Source organism: Nafulsella turpanensis ZLM-10 (genome assembly GCF_000346615.1).
Classification (GTDB): Bacteria; Bacteroidota; Bacteroidia; order Cytophagales; family Cyclobacteriaceae; genus Nafulsella; species Nafulsella turpanensis.
The window spans coordinates 1-23771 of the sequence record NZ_ANNU01000054.1 but is presented as its reverse complement, the minus strand read 5'-3'; the positions used below and the strand labels follow the sequence as shown (position 1 = coordinate 23771).

Annotated in this window: 25 protein-coding genes; 13 read left to right on the top strand and 12 right to left on the bottom strand. The window is 44.9% G+C overall.

Annotated elements, in window-relative coordinates; translation table 11 throughout:
• Positions 1-29 precede the first annotated feature (29 nt).
• The gene (locus F752_RS0118915; protein ID WP_017733319.1) at positions 30-1190 is read left to right on the top strand and encodes a lycopene cyclase family protein; all 1161 of its coding nucleotides are present in this window, start codon (positions 30-32) and stop codon (positions 1188-1190) included.
• A gap of 539 nt (positions 1191-1729) precedes the next feature.
• Positions 1730-1921 (top strand): hypothetical protein, encoded by a 192-nt coding sequence (locus F752_RS24610; RefSeq protein ID WP_051049922.1) that lies wholly within the window; start codon positions 1730-1732, stop codon positions 1919-1921.
• On the opposite strand, the gene F752_RS0118905 is transcribed toward F752_RS24610, so the two are convergent.
• A complete protein-coding gene (locus F752_RS0118905) occupies positions 1916-2947 on the bottom strand; it encodes a hypothetical protein (RefSeq protein WP_017733317.1) in 1032 nt (343 codons plus the stop codon). The genes F752_RS24610 and F752_RS0118905 overlap by 6 nt on opposite strands.
• Before the next feature lie 245 nt (positions 2948-3192).
• Between F752_RS0118905 and F752_RS0118900 the strand changes: the two genes are divergently transcribed.
• Positions 3193-3387 (top strand): YwbE family protein, encoded by a 195-nt coding sequence (locus F752_RS0118900; protein ID WP_017733316.1) that lies wholly within the window; start codon positions 3193-3195, stop codon positions 3385-3387.
• Positions 3388-3467: 80 nt separating this feature from the next.
• On the opposite strand, the gene F752_RS0118895 is transcribed toward F752_RS0118900, so the two are convergent.
• From F752_RS0118895 to F752_RS0118885, 3 genes are all read right to left on the bottom strand, one after another.
• Positions 3468-4262 (bottom strand): DsbA family oxidoreductase, encoded by a 795-nt coding sequence (locus tag F752_RS0118895; protein WP_017733315.1) that lies wholly within the window; start codon positions 4260-4262, stop codon positions 3468-3470.
• A gap of 21 nt (positions 4263-4283) precedes the next feature.
• Positions 4284-5240 (bottom strand): manganese catalase family protein, encoded by a 957-nt coding sequence (locus tag F752_RS0118890; protein WP_017733314.1) that lies wholly within the window; start codon positions 5238-5240, stop codon positions 4284-4286.
• 220 nt (positions 5241-5460) lie between these two features.
• The gene (locus F752_RS0118885) at positions 5461-6312 is read right to left on the bottom strand and encodes a metallophosphoesterase (RefSeq protein ID WP_017733313.1); all 852 of its coding nucleotides are present in this window, start codon (positions 6310-6312) and stop codon (positions 5461-5463) included.
• 119 nt (positions 6313-6431) lie between these two features.
• Between F752_RS0118885 and F752_RS0118880 the strand changes: the two genes are divergently transcribed.
• The 5 genes from F752_RS0118880 (at position 6432) to F752_RS0118855 (ending at position 11622) form a co-directional block, all read left to right on the top strand.
• Entirely contained in the window at positions 6432-7718 is a 1287-nt protein-coding gene (locus F752_RS0118880; protein ID WP_017733312.1) for a hypothetical protein, read from the top strand.
• Between the two features lie 243 nt (positions 7719-7961).
• Complete coding sequence (locus F752_RS0118870; RefSeq protein WP_017733311.1) at positions 7962-8192, top strand: FeoA family protein; 231 nt, start codon at positions 7962-7964, stop codon at positions 8190-8192.
• Positions 8193-8200: 8 nt separating this feature from the next.
• Positions 8201-10327, top strand: a complete 2127-nt coding sequence (feoB, locus tag F752_RS0118865) for a ferrous iron transport protein B (RefSeq protein WP_017733310.1) — start codon at positions 8201-8203, stop codon at positions 10325-10327.
• A gap of 2 nt (positions 10328-10329) precedes the next feature.
• The gene (locus F752_RS26320) at positions 10330-10467 is read left to right on the top strand and encodes a FeoB-associated Cys-rich membrane protein (RefSeq protein WP_017733309.1); all 138 of its coding nucleotides are present in this window, start codon (positions 10330-10332) and stop codon (positions 10465-10467) included.
• Between the two features lie 345 nt (positions 10468-10812).
• A complete protein-coding gene (locus tag F752_RS0118855) occupies positions 10813-11622 on the top strand; it encodes a formate/nitrite transporter family protein (protein ID WP_017733308.1) in 810 nt (269 codons plus the stop codon).
• A 57-nt stretch (positions 11623-11679) separates the two neighbouring features.
• Here F752_RS0118855 and F752_RS0118850 read toward each other — a convergent pair whose 3' ends face one another.
• The gene (locus F752_RS0118850; RefSeq protein WP_017733307.1) at positions 11680-11949 is read right to left on the bottom strand and encodes a hypothetical protein; all 270 of its coding nucleotides are present in this window, start codon (positions 11947-11949) and stop codon (positions 11680-11682) included.
• A gap of 179 nt (positions 11950-12128) precedes the next feature.
• Between F752_RS0118850 and F752_RS0118845 the strand changes: the two genes are divergently transcribed.
• Positions 12129-12332, top strand: a complete 204-nt coding sequence (locus tag F752_RS0118845; protein ID WP_017733306.1) for a heavy-metal-associated domain-containing protein — start codon at positions 12129-12131, stop codon at positions 12330-12332.
• Between the two features lie 373 nt (positions 12333-12705).
• Here the strand turns inward: F752_RS0118845 and F752_RS0118840 are convergent, their stop codons facing one another.
• From F752_RS0118840 to F752_RS24600, 6 genes are all read right to left on the bottom strand, one after another.
• On the bottom strand, positions 12706-14232 hold the full coding sequence (locus F752_RS0118840; protein ID WP_081604609.1) for an outer membrane protein assembly factor BamB family protein: 1527 nt from the start codon (positions 14230-14232) through the stop codon (positions 12706-12708).
• 61 nt (positions 14233-14293) lie between these two features.
• Entirely contained in the window at positions 14294-14725 is a 432-nt protein-coding gene (locus F752_RS24605) for a transmembrane 220 family protein (RefSeq protein ID WP_017733304.1), read from the bottom strand.
• 340 nt (positions 14726-15065) lie between these two features.
• Positions 15066-15659, bottom strand: coding sequence for a TlpA family protein disulfide reductase (locus F752_RS0118830; RefSeq protein ID WP_017733303.1), 594 nt, complete (start codon positions 15657-15659; stop codon positions 15066-15068).
• A gap of 479 nt (positions 15660-16138) precedes the next feature.
• The gene (locus tag F752_RS0118825; protein WP_017733302.1) at positions 16139-16792 is read right to left on the bottom strand and encodes a M23 family metallopeptidase; all 654 of its coding nucleotides are present in this window, start codon (positions 16790-16792) and stop codon (positions 16139-16141) included.
• A gap of 860 nt (positions 16793-17652) precedes the next feature.
• The gene (locus tag F752_RS0118810) at positions 17653-18369 is read right to left on the bottom strand and encodes a LytR/AlgR family response regulator transcription factor (RefSeq protein ID WP_017733299.1); all 717 of its coding nucleotides are present in this window, start codon (positions 18367-18369) and stop codon (positions 17653-17655) included.
• Positions 18344-19444 (bottom strand): sensor histidine kinase, encoded by a 1101-nt coding sequence (locus F752_RS24600; protein ID WP_017733298.1) that lies wholly within the window; start codon positions 19442-19444, stop codon positions 18344-18346. The genes F752_RS0118810 and F752_RS24600 overlap by 26 nt, the downstream gene beginning before the upstream one ends.
• A gap of 240 nt (positions 19445-19684) precedes the next feature.
• Here F752_RS24600 and F752_RS0118800 point away from each other — a divergent pair, with 240 nt between their 5' ends.
• The 3 genes from F752_RS0118800 to F752_RS0118790 all read left to right on the top strand — a co-directional run bounded on the left by F752_RS0118800 (position 19685) and on the right by F752_RS0118790 (position 21678).
• On the top strand, positions 19685-20296 hold the full coding sequence (locus F752_RS0118800) for a peptidase associated/transthyretin-like domain-containing protein (RefSeq protein ID WP_017733297.1): 612 nt from the start codon (positions 19685-19687) through the stop codon (positions 20294-20296).
• Positions 20297-20348: 52 nt separating this feature from the next.
• Positions 20349-20939, top strand: coding sequence for a YceI family protein (locus F752_RS0118795; RefSeq protein ID WP_160164141.1), 591 nt, complete (start codon positions 20349-20351; stop codon positions 20937-20939).
• A gap of 355 nt (positions 20940-21294) precedes the next feature.
• Positions 21295-21678 carry a hypothetical protein gene (locus F752_RS0118790; protein ID WP_017733295.1) on the top strand — a complete coding sequence of 128 codons (384 nt, stop codon included), beginning with the start codon at positions 21295-21297 and terminating at the stop codon, positions 21676-21678.
• 208 nt (positions 21679-21886) lie between these two features.
• On the opposite strand, the gene F752_RS26700 is transcribed toward F752_RS0118790, so the two are convergent.
• Positions 21887-21985 (bottom strand): histidine kinase, encoded by a 99-nt coding sequence (locus tag F752_RS26700; RefSeq protein ID WP_152425210.1) that lies wholly within the window; start codon positions 21983-21985, stop codon positions 21887-21889.
• Between the two features lie 331 nt (positions 21986-22316).
• Between F752_RS26700 and F752_RS0118785 the strand changes: the two genes are divergently transcribed.
• On the top strand, positions 22317-23552 hold the full coding sequence (locus F752_RS0118785) for a PQQ-dependent sugar dehydrogenase (RefSeq protein ID WP_026135841.1): 1236 nt from the start codon (positions 22317-22319) through the stop codon (positions 23550-23552).
• The last annotated feature ends 219 nt before the right edge of the window (positions 23553-23771 follow it).

Here is a 23771-nt window from a genome sequence, read left to right as displayed (position 1 = left end):
AGCCTCTACCTTCGGAAAAATTCAACTGAATGCAGCAGTACGACATCATTATTGCCGGAAGTGGGGCGGCCGGCCTGAGCCTTGCCTGGTACCTGAGTCAGTCGGAAACGGGCCGTCAGTTTTCAGTTTTGCTGCTCGATAAGGAGCCTAAAGACCAGAACGACCGCACCTGGGGCTTCTGGAGTAAGGAGTCTACGCCTTTTGATGGTATCGTTTCGTGGCAATTTGATAAAGCAGAGTTTATTAGCCGGCATTATCGGGAGGTATTGGATTTGGCGCCCTATCAATACCGGGTGCTGGAAGGAAGGCGGTTTTATGATTTTGTAAGGAAGTCGCTCGCGGTTTTACCAAATTTCCATTTCCGGCAGGAAGTGGTAAAGAGCATCCAGGCAGGAGCAGAAACAGCCATTGTGCAGACGGAGCAGGATGTTTACGAAGCTCCGTGGGTGTTCAACAGCATTTTTTCGGCCAAAAAAGTAAAGGCGCAGGTATTGCAGCAGCAGGGCCTATACCTGCAGCAGCATTTTAAAGGCTGGCTGGTGAAAACTCCACGGCCGGTTTTTAATCCACAGCAGGTCCGTCTATTCGATTTTCGTACCCCTCAGCACAGGCAAATGCGCTTTATGTATGTTATTCCACATGCTCCCGACCGGGCCCTGGTGGAGTATACTCTTTTTTCGAAAGATTTGCTGAAGACTAGCGAGTATGAGGCGGCGCTGGAGCATTACCTCCGGCAGGTGCTAAAGCTGAAAGGGTTTGAGGTGCTGGATGAGGAGTGGGGTATTATTCCCATGACTACATACGACTTTCCTGCCCGGCAGGGTGAGCGGCTTATCAATATCGGGACGGCAGGCGGGGCTTCAAAACCTTCAACCGGTTATACGTTTTTACGGATACAGCAACATTGCAAAGCCCTGGCTGAACAATTGGTGCAGGGCCAGCCTCCTTATGCAAAGGTGAGGAGCAGCAGGCGCCACAAGCTGTACGATGCCATGTTGCTGAATATTATGGGCCGGCAGGGGGCGGAAAGTGAGCGTATTTTTAGTGAGTTGTTCAGGAATAATCCTCCATCCCGGATTCTGAAATTTTTGGATGAAGAAACTCATTTTGGCGAAGAGCTTAAAATCATGAATTCTGTACCCAGGGCGTTATTCATCAGGAGCTTTTTTGAGTTACAGTCGGAATTTTAAAAAAAAATTAAATTTTTTTTTCAACCTGTTCCGGAAAGATGTAGCGCTTTATGATTTCCTGTAGCTACAGATGGTATTGATTAAATTATTCACCATGTATTAAGATAAGTGCGGCTCCCGGAGTACAGGTATAAAGTTTATATGAAAAATACCTTTTTGGTATAGCTGTATTATAATGAAAATAAGGCTAAAATGTCATTTGTGGATGGTTTTTGTGCTTTTTGCCAAATATGCCACTTCGGTTTTGTGTCATTTTTTCAATTTTACTCAGTCTTATTTTAGCGGACTGGGTAGTTCAAATATCTGTTTTGCCTGACTGTCAGCTCTGTACAGTGGAGTCTGGGGGCCAGCCAATGTTAAGCTGATTGTAAGTTTTTTTATTTTATTACAGGGTACCTTTTGGAAGAGGTCATTCCGCGCTTTGCTGCTATTTTTGTCACAAGTTATAAACAATTTATCAACGGATTGCGTAGAAGTTGTGAACAAGGATGTTAATAAGTCCTTCCACCATGTTTGCAACTTTTTAGCTGGAGGAAAAAATGATGAATACGCACTCTATCGTGATGGAGCAGCAGAACCGGGGAGATCAGCTGCATCTATTAAAATCTTACAGCCGGTTCCTGAAATTACGTAAATCGGGCTTTCCTTTTTCGGATGCCCGCAATATGACCGGCCTCAATGACGATAATGCCTTTGAAAAGGCACAGGAGATTTATAAAAACTACTTATAATTTAACCTTTTGTACAATCAATGACAGGCTGGTCTTCATGATTTCGCCCATGTTTTTGCATTGTAAAAATGTAGGTTCCTGGTGGTGAGCCGCTAAGTCGCTTTTAAGCTTCTCCACATGAGCCTCCGGTGCAAGATCATCATGCATCATTGCCCGTAATAATTTCCTGATAGTCGTTTTTGCTGAAATAATCCGGTTAGCCATCAGGGAGCGCTCTTCCTTCTGGTATTGCTGCACCGTTGTTGGCGTCATATTGCGGATGCCTAACTCAATCAGTGGGTTATTTTGCTTAAAATACTGCGGCATATAAATGGCTTTCCTTCCCTCATACGACTGCTGGTCAAAATCAATCGCCCTTATCCGGTAATGTACCTCCTCGAAATCCGGAGTTACCTCCACTACAAAATTGCTGCTGTGCATATCGCCTAGCAAGCGCAAAAAGCAGCGCTCATTAAACTTAACAAACTCTTTTGCCAGCCTGATCTCGTTCAGGCTTTTATCTTTCAGGTGCCGGCGGATAAACTGGTCGCCCGGAATGCCGGCAATATGCTCTTCGATCAGCGTATGGTCCTGCACGATATAGTTGATGCGGTTGGGCGAGAGCAGATGTTCCAGTTCCAGGCCATATATACGCGAAGCATCGGCCTGCTTAATATAAAAATAGTCGAAGTTATCGTTGATGTTGTTGACAATTCGTACCCGAAATGGTTTGGTATTGCCATACACGCAGAGGTCGATCCGATCGATGTAGAGGTGCTGCATGATTGAAAGATCTCCATCAGCCTTTAAGAGGGCATAAATTTTCTTTAGGCTCAGGTAAATGTCCTGCATATCGTCCTGAGGGTAAAATACGGTTTCCCAAAGGGTGTCGGCACCAAATTTATCGTAGAGCGGAATGGAGTTGTCGAAGCGGAGCAGGTCTTTGTAGGTAATCGATAGTTCTACCTCCCGGTCCTGGTCCTGCAGGTAAGCCCGCAGGTGTTTGCTGATAGCGTATATTTTCTTTTTCTTGCTGATAATAGCCATAGGAACTGCTTACTTGCCGCTTCAAAATAAGTATTTCTTTCCAAATCCTTATAAAGGCTGCTTTACTCCTTTTTGTTTTGGGAAGAAATCAGTGAGAAGGGAGTAAAAGAGCATTCTTCCATTTCTCCGTGACTTTTCCTGCTAAGCCTATTGAAACTTAAGGATAAAGCACCGGCAGGGCAGGCAAAACCATAGCTCCCGCAGCGGGTTATGGATACTCAATAATTACTAAAAAAAGAACCATTATGAACGGCAAAAACAGGACAGATGTACAGCCAGGGATGCATGTAAAAATTGTGTTGAAAGAAGACCAGCGAACCGGTAAACTGACAGAGGGCGTTGTAAAGGACCTCCTGACAAAGTCGGCTACTCATCCGCATGGAATTAAAGTTCGCCTGGAGGATGGACAGGTAGGGCGGGTAAAAGAAATTATTGGCTGATTAAAGTCCTGGAGGCACGGGAGCAGTTGTAGCTCACATTCTGTATTGCCTCTGCTTATCCTAAAGTTTCAACAGCCTTATCAGGAGACAGTGGCCCCTGCTTCATCCAGTTCTCTTTCTGTGACATTGCCCCAGTAGTTGCGGTACACTTCGGCGGTGGGGGACTTTTGGCTAGGTTCCAGTTGAGGAGCTACCTGTTTAATGGCATCTAAAAGTACGCTGTATGGCCGGTAACCTACAATAACGACTCCTGCTTTTCCTGGTTGTTGAATGGTAAGGGTAGGGAAGCGCCCGAAGTTGTGGATACGTACTGCCTGCAAATCTTCCCTGAAAGTGTCTTTTCCAGCTCCTGTTTGCCAGTCTTCCCTAAAACGCCGGGGATCCAGTAAATGTGGGTACTCTTTGGTCAGCTCATCGGCTATCTCTAATAGTACCTCCTGTTTGGCAATATTCTTTCCATGCAGCATTACTGCCTCCCGGCAGCGGCGCAGGTAACTCTCTGCAGCATCTGCCGATTGTAAGCCAGCACATTTTACGGCAATACAAGCCGGGAAAGAAGATTCGGGCGGATTTTGGTGCCACACAGTATCTTTGATTGGCATTCCCGAAATATGTCTTGCTTCCATCCATAAGGGGCCCATCTGTAGTGGGCGGCTAACAGAATTGAGAGGATCGTTATAGGTGTTCCAGTCGGGCAGTAAACCGCCCATGCGGTACCGCCATCTTATTTTTCCGGCAAATTCGAACCTGAGCCTGCGCCATTGTGGCTCAAAGGCCCAGCTCCAACAACAAAGAGGATCGGTGTAGTATGTTATCTCCACCAGATCCTCCTGCTCATTTTCTATATTTTCTCTTATTGATTGCGCATTATTCATGCACTAATAAGAGCACTGCCATTACTTTTGTTTAGCAGTCCTGCTCTCCGGATACTTGCTCCACTGGTTTTCACCTTTTGGAATAGCCGCCCGAATTTTCTCGCTTCTCATTTTGCTGATTTCCTTGGTCTTCTCTTCAGCGCTTTCCATGGTGCGATCGGTGCCTGTAGGTTTATGATCCAACATGCCATTGCTGTCGATTACATGCTTAATTGGGTCTTCGACATACTGCCATGTTTCACCCAGCATGGGGCTCTTGCCTTCATTCCATGGCCCCCTTGCTTCTGCACCACTCGACATGTTGAAGTATGTATTGCTATAGCGCGGATCGCTCTGGCGTACTCCCGGAGGAAAGTTTGGCTGTATGGTTTCCAGGGCTGCCTCGAACATCTGGAAGTGAGCCACCTCGCGGGTCATCAGGAACTTGAGCGTTTCTCTTACATAAGGGTCATCTGTAAAGTTTAGCAGGTATTCATACACAATTTTAGCTCTCGACTCCGCGGCCATGTTTGAGCGCAGGTCAACGGTTAAATCGCCATTGGCATTTACATAGTTGGCCGTCCATGGGTTGCCCTGGCTATCCCGAAGCTGCGGGCCACCGCCACTTACTGCCAGGAACTGCGGGTTTACCATAGCTTCGTGGATCATGGCTTCCTTGTTCGCTTTTCCGTCCAGCAGGGTCATAATTTCGGACTTGTCCGCTACGTTCTTCAATTCACCGGTTACACCATCCAGTAGCATCTGAATAGTTGCTCCCACAATTTCGAGGTGGCTAAACTCCTCTGTGGCAATATCCATCAGCATATCATACTTATCGGGGTGTGGCTGCTTTGCTGCAAAGGACTGAGTAAAGTACTGCAGGGCAGCTTTTAATTCTCCGTTAGGGCCGCCAAACTGTTCGAGCAGCATGCTGGCAAACTTTGGGTCTGGCTTGGAAACCCGTGCATTAAACTGCAACTCTTTTACGTGGTAAAACATATAAAAATTGTTTTAAGGTTAAAAAAACGCTGAGGATGAGTTTACCTTACTGAACAGGGTCTGCTGTGGGAATGTTTGACTATTGTTGAGTATTTATGGGCTGATTTTCAGTCACTTTCGTGAAGTATACGGAGGGTTCATGGCGGGCATCCTGCAGGGAAAACCGTTGCGCTGGAGGTGGAGGTGTACGGCTTCTTCAGCCCCTGAAAGGGTATTTTGTTTAGAGGTAATAGTCCAGAACGGTCATTTCGGACCTAGCCATAAAGCGGAAAGGAAGTGTAGAGGTGCCAAAACCTTTGGAAACATATAAAAAGGGCTTTTCTTTATTGTACCAGCCGTTTACATAGTCACCTGATTTTACCGGGAGTACCGGAACGAAATTAAGAAACCGTACCTGCCCGCCATGGTTATGGCCGGCAAAAGCATACGATATGTTTAACCGGTCCTTCTCTTCCCTCAATTTATTGATAAACTGAACCTTTTTTTTAACCACTTCGTGCTGCAGAGGACTGTGCACCAGCAGGAGGTGATGTTCTTCCCGGCCTACTTCTTCCACGGCCTCCGCAAATCGTCCTTCTCCTTCAATAAAGTCATCCACTCCCGTAATCATTATTCTGTTACCCTTTAGCTGGTAAGTCTTCGACTCATTGATCAGGAAATCGCAATGGTGGCTTTCGTAAGTTTTTTTTAGCTCCCGGAGGTCTTTGTCAGCCTTGTGGTCGTGGTTTCCGGGAATGGCTACTTTAGGAGTTTCTTCTTTAAGCAGGCTCAGGAATTTGGCCGCCGGGCTGGTATCTCCATCGCTGTCGAGGGTATCGCCGGTAATCATGATCAGGTCTGGTTCGTGGCTGTTAATTTCCTCGGCCAGTTTTTCGTATTGTGGCCATAGTGTATGCCTGAAATGGAGATCGGTAATTAATATAAGCCTGACTTTATCCTTTGCTTTTTTATTGCCGATATCGTAGTGTCTGGTTTCAAAGAAGTACTTTTCCAGCAGTAAAGCATCGAGCAATACAAGTCCGGCGCCTGCCAGGGAGGCACCCATCATCCATTTCTTATAAACTTTCTTCATTTTTAAATGCGCTCTTGGGTAACAGGAGCCTGCTTTTGCCTACACAGGGTAGGCTGCCGGAGGAGTGTTTGGTTTTATGTTATCCCCGGAGAGGCAGGTAAGGGTTAAAACTATTATAAATGCCTAAAGTTTATGGAATAGAAAACAGGCGGAGGAAGCAGGAAAGTAAGGTATGGATGAAGAAAGAAACAGTAAAACAATTTATGGAATATTTTTTAGGTGGATTAATTGTATTAGCACTTGTAATACCCAACACAACTAATTTTAAAGAAAGAAATGCTTTTTCAGATGAAAAACGTCTGGAGGAGGCAATGGAGTTGTACCGGGCCGAAACGCTGGGCGATTCTGTAACCCTTGTGCCCGGGGAATATTATGACAGAGGTAAATTCTTTACTTTTTTCCTGGGAGAGAAGAATCGCGGTATGTGGACGACACCTGTAACGGCCGCAGTTTTTGACTATGAAAAGGCAAAAGGAGGGCTGGAGCCGGTGGGTGTTGGAGGCAGTAACCAGACGATTTCCATCGACCTGGCCGATTCGGCAGGAAGGGAGTGGGAACTTCGTTCAATGAATAAGGACCAGAAGAATGCATTGCCAAAGTTACTCAGGCCTACCTTTCTGCGCTTTATGTTCCGCGACCAGGTGGCCGCCATGAATCCTTACGCTTCCCTGGTAGTGCCGGTATTATCCGAAGCCATTGATATTCATCATGTAGAGCCAAAATTGTATTTTGTCCCTTATAATGAAGAATACGGAAAGTACAATGAAAGAATGGCAGGGCGACTGGCCTACCTCGAGGCCGATTTAGACTCTTCATGGGAAGGAAGTGAAGAATTTGGAGAGCCGGAAGAGGTGGTGGAGTTTGATGAAATGATGGAAATCAGGAAAAAGGACGAGGTGCCGATTGATGAACAGCTGTACCTGAAGTCGCGCCTTTTTGATATGCTCATCAGCGATTGGGACCGCCACGAGGGCCAGTGGGAATGGGCACTGGTAGAAAAAGGTGGCGAGGAAATATTTGAGCCCATTCCGGTCGATCGCGATAATGCCTTTTACACTTTTAATGAGGGTGCCCTTAGTCACCTGGCATTGCTGCTGAATAAAAAGTTTCAGTCCTTCCGGAAAGACTATGGAAAAGTTTCAGGCTTAATGAAGCAGTCTGCCAAACAGGATGTAATGATACTGGCCGATGTACCACTGGCTGATTTTGTGGAAACAGCCCGCGAAATTCAGGAAGAGTTAACCGACGAGGTAATTCATAAAGCTTTTAAGCAGTACCCTGAGCCAGTATATGAAATGAAAGGAAAGGAACATGAGGAGATACTGAAAGTACGGCTCGAAAAATTACCTGAAGCAGCTGCCGAATTCTTTCACCTTATTCAAAAGAAAAACAGGAAGAACAGTTAAATCTGCCGGCCTTGCCCAAATGATAGCTTTGTTTTCTTTTTAATGAGCGGTTGAGGTATTCCTCAGCCGCTTTTTGTTTTTCACAGGTTGTTCCTTTAAGCTTGTGGCACTTTATCTGTTTCTGGCGCTTTGCTTCCTCTTTAATACGCATGGCTGGTGGAATAAAGGCAAAATTTAAGGCGCTTTTAGTTTATATATTCAAGTGCTTGGCTTACTTTTGTTTGTAATAATTCTAAATAAGTAATGAGCCTTATTTCAGCAGATAAAATGGATGTTCACCAGGAGGTTGAGGTCCGGGAAATAGAAGAGTCGGAAGTTTCCTTAAAGCTTCTGGAAATGGGTATTTTGCCGGGCAAGCGGCTAATCCTACTCCATATTGCTCCTTTGGGCGACCCTATGGCTTTTCAGGTTGATGATGCCGTAATTGCACTCCGAAAAGATGAGGCTCAGTTTGTTAAAGTAGAAACTATTTAAACCGGCGCATGAGTACAGTAACCCAAATAAAACCACAGTTACAGTTAGTTGCGCTGGCCGGCATCCCTAATGTGGGGAAATCGACCATCTTTAACCACTTAACAGATCTTAACCAGAAAATTGGGAATTACCCCGGTGTAACGGTCGATAAGAAAACCGGAACAGTACGCCTGGGTTCCGATCAGAAGCTGAGTGTGGTAGACCTGCCCGGTACCTACAGTCTTTTTCCGCGTTCGGAAGATGAGCGGGTAGTGTACCAGGTACTGTGCGGACAGGAAAAGAATACCCAACCCGATGCTGTGCTGGCCATTGCTGATATGGGCAACATGGAGCGAAGCCTGTTTTTTGTTTCGCAGCTTATCGACCTGGGCATTCCTCTTACACTGGTGCTGAATATGGAAGATGCTGCCGTGCAGAAGGGTATATCCGTTAATACCTATAAGCTGTACCAGGAACTGGGCGTGCCGGTAATTGTGGCCTCGGCCCGGAACCGGCAGGGACTGGAGGCGGTAAAAGAGGCGATGAAGGAAAATACCTTTACCGTGGCGCCTCCCTTTCTGGATACAGACGATCTTGTATCGGCCGAACTGATACAGGAGATAAAGGAGCTGTTTGGTTACTCTCATGACTATCAGGCGCTTCATGTACTTAAATTTGCCGATGAACCTGAATTGCTGGGGAAGGATCAGTCTTTATTGCTGCAGGCCCTCATCGAGAAGCACTCCTTAGATGTAGCGCGTATGCAGGCGCAGGAGACCACCCTGCGTTATGATAAAATTCAGGATATTATTAAGCAGGTAGTAAGCCGTAAATCGGTAAAGCCGAAGTCTGTCACCAAAAAGCTCGACAAGGTACTGCTGCATCCGGTAGGAGGCTATTTGCTCTTCCTGGGCATACTGTTATTGATCTTTCAGGCTATTTTCTCCTGGGCTTCTGTGCCAATGGACCTGATAGATCTTTTATTTGTGAATACAGCCAGCTGGCTACAGGAGGTCTTGCCGGCAGGAGCACTTACCAGTCTGCTTACCGAAGGGATTATCCCCGGCATAGGTGGTATTGTTATTTTTGTTCCCCAGATTGCCCTTCTGTTTGGTTTCCTGGCCATTCTGGAAGATACCGGCTATATGTCGCGGGCGGTTTTTCTTACCGATAAGCTCATGCGGCCCTTTGGGCTGAATGGGAAAAGCGTGGTGCCCCTTATTTCAGGCATGGCCTGTGCCATCCCGGCCATTATGGCGGCGCGCAATATCGGAAACACCAAGGATCGGCTTATCACCATTATGGTGGTTCCCCTCATGAGCTGTTCGGCCCGCCTGCCGGTATATGTTATCCTGATAGGGGTAGTGGTGCCTGATGCCTACTATGGCATTTTCCATTTACAGGCGGTAGCGCTAATGGGAATGTATTTGCTAGGCATTGTGGCGGCTCTTTTGTCGGCCCTGCTTATGAAGGGCTTTATAAGGGTGAAAAACAAAGGTTACCTGGTCGTGGAATTGCCCCTGTACCAGGTGCCCCGCTGGCGCAATGTGGGGCTGACAATGCTGGAGAAATCGAAGACCTTTGTAATGGAGGCGGGTAAAATCATTCTCGCCATCTCGGTCGTACTGTGGGTTATGGCCTCTTACGGACCGGGCGATAATATTGCAGAAGCGGTGGCTTCGGTGCCGGTTCCGGAAGTACAGACGGAAGCAGCCATGGAGGAGTACCGGAATGTGGTATTATCGAAAGAGCTGGAAGCCTCCTATGCGGGAATTATTGGGAAAGCCATTGAACCCATTATTGAGCCCCTGGGTTATGACTGGAAAATAGGCATTGCCCTTGTAACCTCCTTTGCCGCGCGCGAAGTGTTTGTTTCGACCATTGCAACTTTATATAGCATAGGAGAAAACCCTGAGGAACAAATGACCATACAGGAGCGTTTGAAAGCTGAAATAAGGCCCGATGGGCAGGCGATGTATACTACGGCTGTAGGTTGGTCGCTATTGGTTTTCTATGCTTTTGCCATGCAGTGCATGAGCACCATAGCAGTCGTACATCGCGAAACAAAGGGCTGGAAATGGCCACTGATACAGACGGCTTATTTAACCGGGCTGGCGTATATTTCTGCCTTTATCGTTTATCAAACCTTGTCTTAACTATGATACAGGAACTGCTGGTATTTGCGATTTTCTTTGCCGTTATAGCTTATGGCATCTACAATACATTTTTTAAAAAGAAGAAGATGGAAGGCGGGAGCGGCTGTGCGAAATGCTCGTCTAATCCGGCTAACCAATAATACTGGCGGTGAATAGCTGAAAGAAAAAATATTTATAATATAAGCTTTAAGGCCTGGGAGTCAATTCTCAGGCCTTTTATTTTTACATCCGGGTTTTTCCGTTTTTTATGCTTAGAAAGACCTCTCAATTAATGTTAACAGCAAAATTTACCATAAGTACATGGTGTTAAATTATTTAATGAGCGGTTGCCTGAGGAGTAAAAAATGATGGTGGATAAGTAAATGGCTGCAACTTATAAATCCACTTGGAGTATATGATGTTGTGCCATTGTTTTAGAGGTCAGCCCTGTTATTCTGAGGTAATCAGGAAAAGGAAATCCTCTGCCATGCAGTAAAACTTTTTCCATGTTACAAGAAAATCAGTCCAATCAAGTCCATGAGGAAGCAGAAGAGCGTAAATCGCCAACTGCCAGTATCATTCATCACACCATTCTTAAGGAGGCGGAATCTGAGCTTACCCGCACCTCGTCGAGTTTGTTCTGGTCGGGCCTGGCGGCAGGTTTGTCCATGGGAATTTCCATGCTTGCAGAAGGTTTGCTGATATCCTACCTGCCGGAGGCAAAATGGGTGCCTCTTCTTTCCAACTTTGGTTATACCGTTGGCTTTCTTATTGTTATTTTAGGCAAACAGCAGCTATTTACAGAAAATACGCTTACACCTGTGCTGCCCCTCCTGCACCGCAAAAGTGCCAGAATATTCTGGAATGTATTACGGCTATGGGGAGTGGTACTGGCGGCTAATTTATTAGGAACTTTCCTCTTTGCCCTGGTGGTAACGCATACCTCTGTATTTGACAGTCATTTGCTCCAGGTTTTTGCTGATATTGGCCATAAGGCAATGAAGCCTGATTTTGGAACTACCTTTGTGAGTGGAATCTTTGCTGGCTGGCTTATTGCCCTGATGGTGTGGCTGCTGCCTTATTCAGAATCAGAGAAGGTGTGGGTAATTATTATTGTTACCTTTATCGTAGGCCTTGGGCATTTTAGCCATGTAATTGTCGGATCGGTTGAAACCTTTACCCTGGCAGCCATGGGGGAGGCATCATGGCTGGAGGTGCTTGGAAGCTACATTCTACCTACCCTCTTGGGCAACATAACCGGAGGGGTAATTATTGTGGCAGCCCTCAACCATGCGCAGGTTAGAGCAGGAGATTAAAAGAATTACAGGAGGTAGCATTTTTCTTGATATAAAAGATAGGTGGCTTGTTTCTGCCTAAACCCTGGCTTTCAGTTCATATTTTTTGGTTTCGTTGCCTTGCTCCAGTTCTACTGAATAGGTGAGTTTGGTTCCTGAAGGAAACTTCTCCTTATCCAGGTAAGGGGTTCTTGTCTGCTGGATGAGTAATTCCCGCTCGTCCTCATTAACTTTTCGATAAATTTTTATTGCTCCGGGGCAGTCTTTGCGAAAAGAAATCTGTCGGCCTTCTTCCGCTAACTCTATGTAGGGAATGTTTTCCGGATGGTCTGTACTTACGTCGGTCATACAATTATTCATTTAGGGTGATGTTTGTATAACGCCTGTAGACAGAATCTGTTAACATTAAAAACTGAGGAAGAAAAGCAGCGTCAGGTAAAGGGAGAGCCGGGATAGGAGGGAAATGTAACCTTCAATTCCTGATGGGGTATATTAATAACAGGTGACTAATAAAATAACAGATTGATATGAAAACCAGAAAGTTTAAAACAGATATAAATTGCGATAGCTGTGTAAGAAATGTAATGCCTTACCTGAACAGTGTGCCTGATGTGGAGTCGTGGGAGGTAGACACGAACAGTAAGGAGAAGGTACTAACGGTGAAGGGTAATTTTAAAGACGAAGAGGTAGAAAAGGCCGTGGCAGATGCCGGTTTTCATGTAAAAGGATGAGAAGCTTCTGCACGCTGCCTGTTTCAGCACCGCTACTGGCTGATGGGCTTTCCTTTTTTTTAAAGACGCTGAGGGAGGATGGCAGGTAGAGGATGTAAAGCTATACTCGGAAAAGCCTGGTTTAGGGTCTTTGGTTTACAAAATGTTTGATTTTGCCTAGAGGCTTCAGGTGCGCCACGGACTTGGGGCTATGCCTAGTTCGATGAAACAGCGGTTTCTGAAGAGGGGCCGGATCAGATAGTTTTGTATTTAAAAACAATAGGCGAGGAGGACGAACAGAGCTCCTTTGCTAAAACCTCGTTATAAAAAAGGGATAAAGCACTACTTATTTGCTTTATCCCTTTTATTTTTTAGTTCAATTCCTGTTTGCTATTTATTTTTTGACGGTATAGGCGTACATCCCATTTTCGCCAGGCTTTACCCATTTGCCCAGTAGTTTTGGGGAGCCGCCGCCAAAGTAGAGTGTATTATCCCGCACCCACAGCCACGAAAGAATAGGGACAGGATTTTTAACGCTGTGGAGCTGCTTGCCGGAACCGGCTTCATAAGCCTGCAGGGTACCATCCAGTGAACCTACGAAATATACATCATTGGCTAAATAGCCGGGCACAATGGAGGCAGGCTGTGCATGATTTTTCACCCATTTATGAGAGCCGGTGGCTGCATTCAGGGCTTTTACTGAAATTGGATACTTGCTGGGATCACCCGGGATTTGAAAGCCATTATTGCTCCATCCAAATACCATACCATTTCCAATGGAAGCCTCTCCATGCATTCCTCCCTGCACGCCGCCGTAACCGAAGGAGGTGCTCCATATTTTCTCACCAGTGGCTGCATCAAATACATGGTAGAAGCCACTTTTCTGGGCGGCGCCCACCAGTTTTCGGTCTTGCCCGTTTACATTGGCTACAAAAAGCTGAGCACCTCCGGCAAAGTCATAATCTGGTCCTTCCGGATGTGCGGGGGTCCAAACATCGTGCTGCGTTACCTGATTATGCCATTTCATTTCTCCGGTAGTGGCATCTACGGCAATAACGGCATCGGAGAGTTCGGATGCTTCTCCTGTGTAATTGTTGCCGGTGGTGAAGTAAAGCATGTTTAAGTCAGGGTCCAGGGCGAAGGAAGCCCACATGGGAACTCCGGTATGAGGAGGGGTTACCAGCGGTCTTTCCCATACCGTTCTTCCGGTATTTACATCCAGGGCCACCACTTCTCCCTGGAAATCGGGCTTAAAGTTTTTCTTCATCTTTGTCATAGGCTCCTCTACCGACTGTACACCTATGTATATCAGTCCATTATGGTAGAAAAGCTCACTCAGGTTGCCTGCTTGTTCATCTTCGGTGAAGCTGGTTTGCCAGAGTACATCGCCGGTGGCCGTATCCAGGGCAAAAGCAGTGCCCTCCACACTGGCTTCAATGAGTTTTCCTTCTGCCAGTACTCCTGTACCGGCCAGGCCATGCCAGGGCCAGCTCTTCATGGGCTCTTCCACTTTGTTTTTCCAGATGAGCTTACCGGAAGTTCGGTCGACTTTGTATACAGTGCCTCCCCAGTCTGCAAAGTAAACAGCAGAACCGGTTTCATCAATTACAGGGGCATGACTTACAGGGGTTGGCGTAAGGTACTTCCAGTTTAGTTCCATATTAGCCACATTGCCGCTGTTAATGGTGCTCTCCATGGTCGAGTGCTGATTCCAAAGACTCTCTGCCAACTCAGGGTTTACCTCAGCAGCAGGAGCTGGCGCTACCTCTACGAGAATAGCGGCGTCCGTCTGGGCATGGGTGCTGCCAAAGGGCGTTAACAGGCAGGGCAAAAGCAAGGCTCCGACAAAGAGGGCTTCTCTGAAAAAATGGTAGAGGCTTTCTAGAGTAAGGACTCTCATGTTGGGTAGGTGTGGTTTCATACTATCAATATTTAGGATACTCTAATTATTTGCTGAAGAATCGATGATTTAGGTCATAGTGCTATTTTCCTCGATATATTTTATGGCTTTTCTTTTTTATTAGATGGAGGTTCTTTTGTTTTTGTCCGTTTTCGCGCCAGCCGATAAGTGCAGCCAGGCCCAGAACAGCTGCAACAATCAGGAGCCCGAAGGCCTCCCGGGCCTCTTCCATACGTTGGGTTTTCATGGAGAGGTCCTGCTGCTGCCACTCCTGTGCAATCCAGTCGCCTACAGCACCAGGATACATATAGGCAAAGCCTGCCAGGCCGAGAAAAAAAACTGTAATAAGAACTGGCATGGGAAACCTTCCGGCGGCAGCAGTGCCAGCCATGAGCGCGGCAAAACCATAGATACTCACCCAAAGGGTGGGGTCCGGGTCATTCCACTGCCAGTAAGCAAAAAGTAAAAAGAGAAGGCTCCAGCAGCCAAAGAAGGTGCGTTGAAAGTGCTGCATATCCGCTGTCGGTCGTGGCTTGACTTCTGTAACCGCCAGCCGGCTTCATTTGTTTTAAATAGCGGTTGCTTAGCGGGTGAGCTAGTGTAGGGAAGTATGAACAGGGAACGAGGTCGTAAAGCCGTAAGTAGAGCAAAGCAGCCAAGCCGCTACACTTTTTTCTGTTTGAATCATTTGTAGCTGACAGTTCGAGGGGAGGGGGCGTATCAGTTAAAAGGGGAAAGGTTTTTGGCTGAAAGTAGGAGAGGGCTCAGCAGTTTCATCTTCATAAACTTTTCTCTTTTGTATCCTGCGGTTGCCCAGCCTACAGTAAGCTTTCCACCGCAAACATTGCGAAGCCTTACTGCAGCCTGCGGAGGAACTCCCTGAATTCCTGGGTATCGTAGTCGGCCATGCCCGATTGCGTGAGAGCCAGACCACCGCGGGCATCGATTACAAAAGTGGTAGGAATGCTCTGGCTCCGGTACATTGCCGGTAGTCTTCCGCTCGGCTGGTATACGTCAAAATCAAAGCCTTTCTTTTCCTGAAAGCGCCTGGCCTTTTCAAAATCATCGTCGAGCGATACCATCAGGAATACTACCTCTTCGGCCTGTAAATCCTGATACAGCTTATTGATGCCAGGCATTTCTGCGATGCAGGGTGGGCACCAGGTTGTCCAGAAGTTAATAAAAATAACTTTCCCTCTGAATTCCTCCAGTGTCACTTCTTCGCCTGCTGCATTGCGGAGCTGGAGGCTGAAATCGGCCGGCGGGTTTGGGTGTAGAGTAGTTGCTTCATTTATTTCTTCCGTCGTTGGGCGGAAAAGGCCGGTCTGGAGCAGGCCCTGCTGCAGGAAGCCAATGATAGGGGTGTGGAGGCCGGTTAAATAGAGTGTCAGCGCTACTGCCCCCAAGATGCCATATTCTATCAGTCCCTTTTTTACTTTTTTATTCATTCTGATGCGGTTTTCGGAAACATGAGCCTACAATATAGTTAAAAATCGTGCTACAGGCTTTCTGTTGGGGATACTAGCAGGAAAAGTAGTGACTGATAATATATTTCAACGAAAAGTCTGGTGGGTGTTAACTCCGCTGGAAGGAAGTAGAGATCAAAGCAAAAAGCTGCCGGGTTTATTCCGGCAGCTTTGGCGAAACTTCTGTGCTTGTAGTGAAAAAAAGTTTGTCTGTTTAAGGGGAGTCGTAGTCATCAAAAGCTTTATCACTTATCTCAGAACTTGTCTCAATTTTAACCTGTAATTAAGCTCCTGCTTTTGATTCCTTCGTTAAACTTTTTCTTTTAGGAGTTGGGGAATAGTTTCGTTAGCGAGAAGTTAACTCATGAGTAGGTTCGCAAAATCTTGCGCTTACACCTACGCAGGGCTATTCCTGCTCAAGCTCCTCTCTTACTATCTGCCATTGAGCTCTATACGTTGGACTACTTCATGAGGAGCTTTCCCTGTGCTTTAAGATCAAAGAGGATCTGTAGGGGTTGATTGTTCTTCCAGGCCCCGACGTGAATGTGTGGCATCCAAGCATATCCGTTATTTCCGACATGGGCTACATGCTGACCAGCCTTCACCTGATCTCCTTCCTTTACCTGAATGTTTTGCACATGGCCATACACCACTTTAACGCCATCATTTCTTTCAAATATGATGCTGCTGGCCCTTCCTCCTCCTTTTTTGCCTGGCTGATTTACCTTCTCATTAATATAAACCTTTACAACCTTACCGTTAAATGGTGCTAATACCTTTTGATTCCAGCCATACCAGTCTTCATTGGAGGTACCATCATTTTTGTAGAACATTGGAAAACGCTTATCCGGCCCTCCCTCATAACTTACCACCATCACATCTTTGCCCAATTCATCGCCTAGGGCTCCTTTAAACTGCCCGAAATGATGATCATTTGACTTGAACTTGAGCGCATACACCGGGTGGATGACAATAGTCTCAATGAGGGAAGTATCTACCGCAGCTTTCTCTTCAATGCCTTCCTGCGAAAAGGAAAAAAGAGGAATCAGCAGCAGCACAACTAAAAATATCGCATGGAATGAAGAAGCGGGAGTAGTCGAAAAAGAAGCGTTCATAATGTATGAGCATTTAAAGTAGAAGAAATAAAATGTTAAAGAAGATAGATTTCTGCCTCAAAAGTAAAATTTCTAAACTGGCCGTTTGATCTTCAATAAAAATCTGGTTTTGAATTAAGGCCAGGTACCTCTCCATAAGAATCTTCCAGGCAGAAGGTAGTCTTACAAACCTGGAACATACAGTTTCTTAGAAGTAATTTACTTTTTTCTTCCAAAAAAAGAAATAGTTCAGCTGACTAGGGGCAACATTCATTTTTAAATAAACTCTTCAGCTTAAACTAATGGGATAGCCAGAAATACGCCTTCACTTTACCAGACATTCAAATGAATTCTGCAGCCTAAGAGGCGGATGAAAGGCTAAACGGAAGGCAGACTTCTTGATTTTAGAGCGATTCTTAAAATTGAGCGATTGGCAGAAGTTTTGCTCTTCTAATTTCAGTTTTAGTTCTTCAGCTCTTTTTCTTCCTGCTTTATAATTTTGATCAAGGCTTACAGCCTTGTCAAGGTAAGTTAATGCTTGATTTCTATATTTCTTTATCTAAGGCCGATTTCACTCCTGATGTTAAGAAAGTTTTGGCAATTCAACGGCTGACTTCTCTATTCTGGTTGAACATGAAGTTATCAGCTGTTTGATTTGTAGAAAAATGGCAGTTGGAAAATTAATGGGGGTAAGGCGCTTTCTGCACCCTTATCCTCCTCTTATGCCCATCTCTTCATTTGAAGGTAAAGATGATTTGAGCCTCTGGTGCCGTGGCCCGGTAAATTTTGATTTTTCATGGCAATCCGGTTTTGTTTAGGTGATTAAGTTGTCCGATTGCTCTACAGCGTAGCAGCCTGCTTTACAATTGTACAGTTTACTGTTACTGGGAGGAGGCCATTCTGGCATTCAGCGTTTTCAGGACTTCACTACTGAAGGTTCTTCCAATGGGGATAACATGCTCTTTTATGCTTACCTCACAGGAGGACCAGCTTTCTACCTTTGAGACAGGAATAATGTAAGACCGGTGGATACGTAAAAATCCTTGCTGCCGTAGTTTTTGCTCTAGTGCGCCTGTCCTTTCCTGAACTTTTATTGTTTTTTTATCCATTACTATTTTTGCGTAATCACGCTGGCTTTCAATGTAGAGGATTTCATCTAAGGGAATCTTCAGGTGCTTATTCCCTTCCTGAGTAAAAAGGAAGCGGTGTGCAGATGGAACTTCTTTGAATGGTGCGCTTCCTGATCTGTATTTATAGACTTTTCCTATCGCTTGTAAAAGCCTTTCAAAAGAAACTGGTTTCAGTAAGTAGTCAACAACATCGAGCTCGAATCCGGCCAATGCGTGTTCCCGATGTGCTGTTGTAAAAATGACCAAAGGGGCATTGGAGAGTGATTTGATTAGCTCAATTCCTGTTAAAGAGGGCATCTGAATATCCAGGAAGAGAAGATCTACAGGCTCATGGTGTAGGGCCTGGAATGCTTTTACCGGATTTTGGAAGGTTCCTTTTATTTGAAGGCTATCCATCCGGGAAATGTGCGACTCTAAAACCTCAATGGCCAAAGGCTCGTCATCAACGATGTAACAACTTAGCTTCATGATAGGATGCGTTTGGTTTAGCAGAAACTAGAATAATAGGAATTTCCATATTCACCTGGAAAGAAGATTCCTCCTCCTGAATTTTTAAGGTGTAATTGTTTCCAAAAAGCAGGTCTAATCTTCGCTGCACATTTTTTAAACCAATTCCCTTTGGCACATCTCCAGCTGCCTGGGCTGAAGGTGCAGCTGATTTACTGTTTACTACCTTTACAACTAAGCTTTTTTCTTGTATCAGCACTTCTATCCTTACCCACACCTGGTCTAACTGCTGGCTGGCTCCATGTTTAAAACTGTTTTCCACAAATGGGAGGAGGAGCATGGGAGAAACCTCTTTTGCTTTGGCAGAGCCTTTAACGGTGAAAGATACATCCAGGCGCTCACCATAGCGAAGCTTCTCTAATGTAATGTAGGTGGTAATTATTTCCAGTTCTTTTTCAAGTGCAACCTGCTGTTTATTCCCCTCATAAAGCAGGTAATTTAAAAGGTGAGAAAGCTTTAACACTACCTCACTGGCTTTATCCGATTTCCTAAGTGTGAGGGCGTAAAGATTATTTAAGGTATTAAACAGGAAGTGAGGGTGAATCTGGGACTTTAGAAAATTCAGTTCGGCCTGAATCTTTTCCTTTTCCAGCCTCTGTGAAGCTCTGTCTTTTTCAAGCCAGTTCTTGCCTACCTTAATAAAGGCGGCTAGGCCTACAATAGGATAAATACCCAATACTAATTTTAAGACTTCAAAAGGTTGAAAGCTAAGCTCATTCGGAAGGTCAGGTCTTAAAAATGGATTGTAAAAATAAAAGTGGTACAACTTCTGGAGAGCGCCCGCAACAAACATAGAGAGGAAGAACAGTGAAGAAAAGAGGATTATTCTCTTTTTAAAGAAAAACTCCGGAATCAAAAAATACAGTACGAAATAGGTGGCAAGTATCTTAACGGGCAAATCCAAAAGCCTGTAAATAAAAACCTCCCCATAGCTTTCTCCTTCAAAGCTGCCAATAATCAGGACGTAATACAGCACGAAAGCCAGCCAAAAGGCAATGTGCCAGAGTACACGCGTTCTGAGTTGGTAGTAGTTCATTAACGGATGCTATTATTAAATAAATCTAATCATTAAAATCTGAAAAAGGATATAAAATGACAGACTACGCAGATATTAGATGAACTGCACCTTTAAGCAGGTGAATAGCATTCATAGTCTGCCACCTGTATTCTATCAGGAGGGGAGGGCTGTATATCTAAGGAAGATGGTTTCAAGAATTCCATGATTTAAATTACTGGAGTTCATTTAAAAATATTTTGAAACCAAATGCTATTAAATATGAAATCATCTGTTTTTGTACTCTTTATTTTACTTTTCACCCAGGTATGCCAGGCACAAAAAGAAAAGGTGCAGTATCAATCTTTGGGTCGCTGTGATGGGTGTGAGGCTATTTTCGAATACGGTAACAGGAAACTGAGCAGCATAGATACCCTTCCTGATTATCATCAGAACGAGCCAAAGTTAAAACTATCGGGCACCATTTATAAGCCGGATGGCCGGACTCCTGCACCAGGAGTAGTGCTATTTGTTTATCAGACTGATTCAGAAGGAAAGTATCCTAAAAAAGGAAATGAGGTTGGCTGGGCGAAGAGGCAGGGCTATATAAGAGCGTGGATGAAGACAGACCAGAACGGGGCATACACTTTTTATACGTTCATGCCAGGCTCGTATGGGAATGGTCCGGCACATATACATGCTACAGTACTGGAGCCCGACGGGAAGTACTACTTCATAGACGACTTTACCTTTGAAGGAGATCCGAACATGGACTCTTCGCTTGGCAGTAAGAATAGGGGAGGCTCAGGTTTGGTAAAGCTTCAGAAAGAAGGAGTTCTTCTTTCTGCAGAGCGTGACATTGTTTTAGGACTAAACATTCCAGACTATGAATAGCTATAGAAATATATTACTCATTACCTTACTCCTTTTTGGCACTGCAGGATGCTTGGAAAGGAAGGAGCTTAAAGCTGAGAAAGTAGTAGTGGCTGGCCCTCAGCCTGTAAATAGCATTATCAGGTACTCCCCTGTAAAAATCAATACCAAAGAGTCAGTCATTCATTGGCGCGCAACAAAGATGATGGGGACAGCAGGACATAAAGGTACTGTGAAGTTTCAGGGAGGGACTTTATTTTTTGAAAATGATACTTTGATGGGAGGAACGGTCATTGCAGATATGAGCACTATAAGTATAAGTAACTCGGGAGAGTATGGCCAAACCACTCTGAAAAACCTGTCAAACTACTTAAAGAAGAAGTCCTTTAGTGCCGAAGAATTTCCCACTGCAAGTTTTCATATCACAGAAGTAAAATATTTGGGAGGTGATAGCCTGCGTGTTTGGGGAAATATGCAAATAAAAGATGTGCGTAAACATATCTCTGTTCCTGCTATTTTAGAGCGTTCCGGAGAAAAAACCACAGGCTTCCTTACCCATTTTCGCCTCGGTCGAAAAATGTGGAACATTGGCAAGGGAGGAAATTTGCTGGAAGAGAATTTGGTTGATGAAGACTTTCAGCTAAGTATAACCTTAGCACTTTAACTGTATATTTCTGATCAATTTCAGCTTGTAAATAATATCCTTTGCCATTCGAGCGTAGGGAGGTAGCGGTAAAGCACCTGGTACTCGCTACACCAGTCTAAGTACCGGCGTATATAGGTTCCACCGAGAGAGGCGCGGCCTGTTTATGCTATGTCACCCATACTATTGGAGTTCCTTCTCATTAGCCTAATGTCTGCCAGAGCATCAGCAGTTGCGGCATCACTTTTTTGAGAACAGGATTCCGGTTTGGTGAAACTTAACGTATCCATCAGTTTAACTTAAAATTTTTGGCAGTTTGGCTACAACTTTAGGATCAGATCAGGTGTCTTAGAATAAACCATTTAATCCTTCTTAAATGAAAAATTTAACACTTTTACTTCTTCCCCTTTTTCTCTTTCTCCTGGTATCCTGTGAGAAAGAAGAACTCTTACAGGAAGAGCCCAGCATATTGAGCATTTCTTTAGCCGAAAGCTCCTCTATTCAAGAGCCACAAGAGGTTTCCGTAACCATTGAAAAACCCACTCCCTGCCATTATGTGAGTGGAACCAATGAATCCATCTCCGGTAATACCTTCAACTATGATTTTACTCTTTTAAGCGGCGCGGAAGTCTGCGCAGATGTCATTGAGGAGGAAATTGTTACAGTAACCTTTGCTCCTTCGGAAAGTGGAGAATATACCTTAAACTTCCTGATTAATGGGAAGCTATATGAAACCCGGACAGTGACCGTAACAGAATAACTCTTTTTAGTTTACACTTGCAAAAGCCTGAGCAGAAGAATTTTTGCTCAGGCTTTTTAATTGAGTATGAAGAGCTAAGTCGCTTGCTAATACTTTTACTATGTCTTGATGCTAATCATGGTGATATAGTTAATAATATAGTCTAGCGTGTTTTTCATTTACACAGACTTTTAGATGCTTCATTAAATCCTGGTGTGACAGGTAAATCCTATGAAAATTCCTGTACAAACTGCTCTGCCTTACCTGGCTCCGCGTGTATGAGAGCAGATAAGGTATTCAGGCTATTGAAGAGGAAATACGGACTTATCTATTTGTCAGGCTCTTAAACTGTAAGGGGACTTATACTTCCTTTAATCGTTCACTTTCTAAGAGAATTTCTTTCCAAAGGTGAAAATAAAAACAGTCTCATAAACAATAGAAAGGCTCGCTGTATTGGATTTGAAGCGGGTTTTTAAGTGCAATAATGAAGATTTCCATTTATCGGCTTCAGATATGGATAGCCTAAACTAAATTGTTGTGCAGGAGCGGGGGCACTTATCCTGAAATACATTATATGAAACGGATGAAATCTCGTAAATAAGAAGTTAATAAGTTACTATAAATAAGTATATCGTTATCTTGACCCAAAATTTTAGAACATGAATAAACATTATTCTAAACTCATGGTAGGAGTTGCCATACTGGTGGCGTCCTGCGGAACACAAGGTGAGCAATCTGAACCTATAACTGATAGCTCGGAGGTTACTTCTGCACCTGTAGAAACAAAAGAAGCAAATACTGACTATGAGCCTGCTTTTGAAGGTCAGACACGTGTTGCCGGAATTGAAACCACCACTCCCTATGAGGTTGCAGTTTTGAATAGTACCTTGAGTAGACCATGGGGAATTGCAGCACTGCCCGATGGCCGGTTCATTGTTACAGAAAAAGGGGGTACGATGCGGATTGTTGCAGCCAATGGTGCTGCAGGTGAACCACTCCAGGAAGTACCTGAGGTGAACGACGCTGGTCAAGGGGGCCTGCTCGGCATTGCACTTGACCCTGCATTTGACCAGACAAGAATGATTTACTGGGCATTCTCAGAGTCACTGGCGGACGGTAATGTTACGTCCGTTGCTAAGGGTAAACTTTCAGCCGATGAAAAATCTCTGGAGGACGTGGAAGTCATTTACCGCGCTACACCAGCACATGAAAGCACCCTGCATTATGGAGGACGCCTGATCTTTGGCAAAGACGGAAACCTTTTCCTGTCAACCGGAGAGCGTTCGGATCTTGAAACCCGTCCTCAGGCACAGGATCTTAATTCCGGTTTAGGAAAGATTATCAGAATTACGACTGATGGTGAGCCAGTAAGCGGAAATCCTTTTGAAGGAAGGGCAGGGGCCCGTCCTGAAATTTACAGCTACGGCCATCGCAATGTTCAGGGAATAGCCTTTCATCCTGAAACAGGAGACTTATGGGAAACCGAGTTTGGTCCACGAGGAGGTGATGAGTTGAACCGTATAGAACCAGGCAAGAATTATGGATGGCCAGTCATCACCTATGGAGTCGAATATTCAGGAGAACCTATTGGCGACGCTATTCAGCAGAAAGAAGGAATGGAGCAACCTGTTTATTACTGGGACCCGGTAATCTCGCCAAGTGGTATTACTTTCTATAATGGCGATGAGATCCCTGAGTGGAAAAATAATTTGTTTATCTCCGCTCTCAGCGGCCAGCACATCAGCCGCCTTGTTATTGAAAACGATAAAGTTGTGGGTGAAGAGAGACTTTTAGAAGACCAGAATCAGCGCTTTCGCGATATTATTCAAGGTAGAGACGGTGCGTTATATGCAATAACAGATCAGGGACGACTGTATAAAATAAGCAAGAAGTAGGTTGCGGATAAACCGGAATGTAAGAAGGTTATGGCGGCAGCTGTGATCTTTTTTGATGGCTTTTTATGAAGAAAAGCTAATCCTATTCCTGTTTGTAAAAGGCTTGGTAAGAGTCACCCATTGACTCTTTGAGAAAAAACAAAAAAGACCAGGTAGCTTTGCCATGAGTGGTCGGAAGAAATTCCGGCCACTTTTTTTATGTTTTGAAGAGTCTGTCGA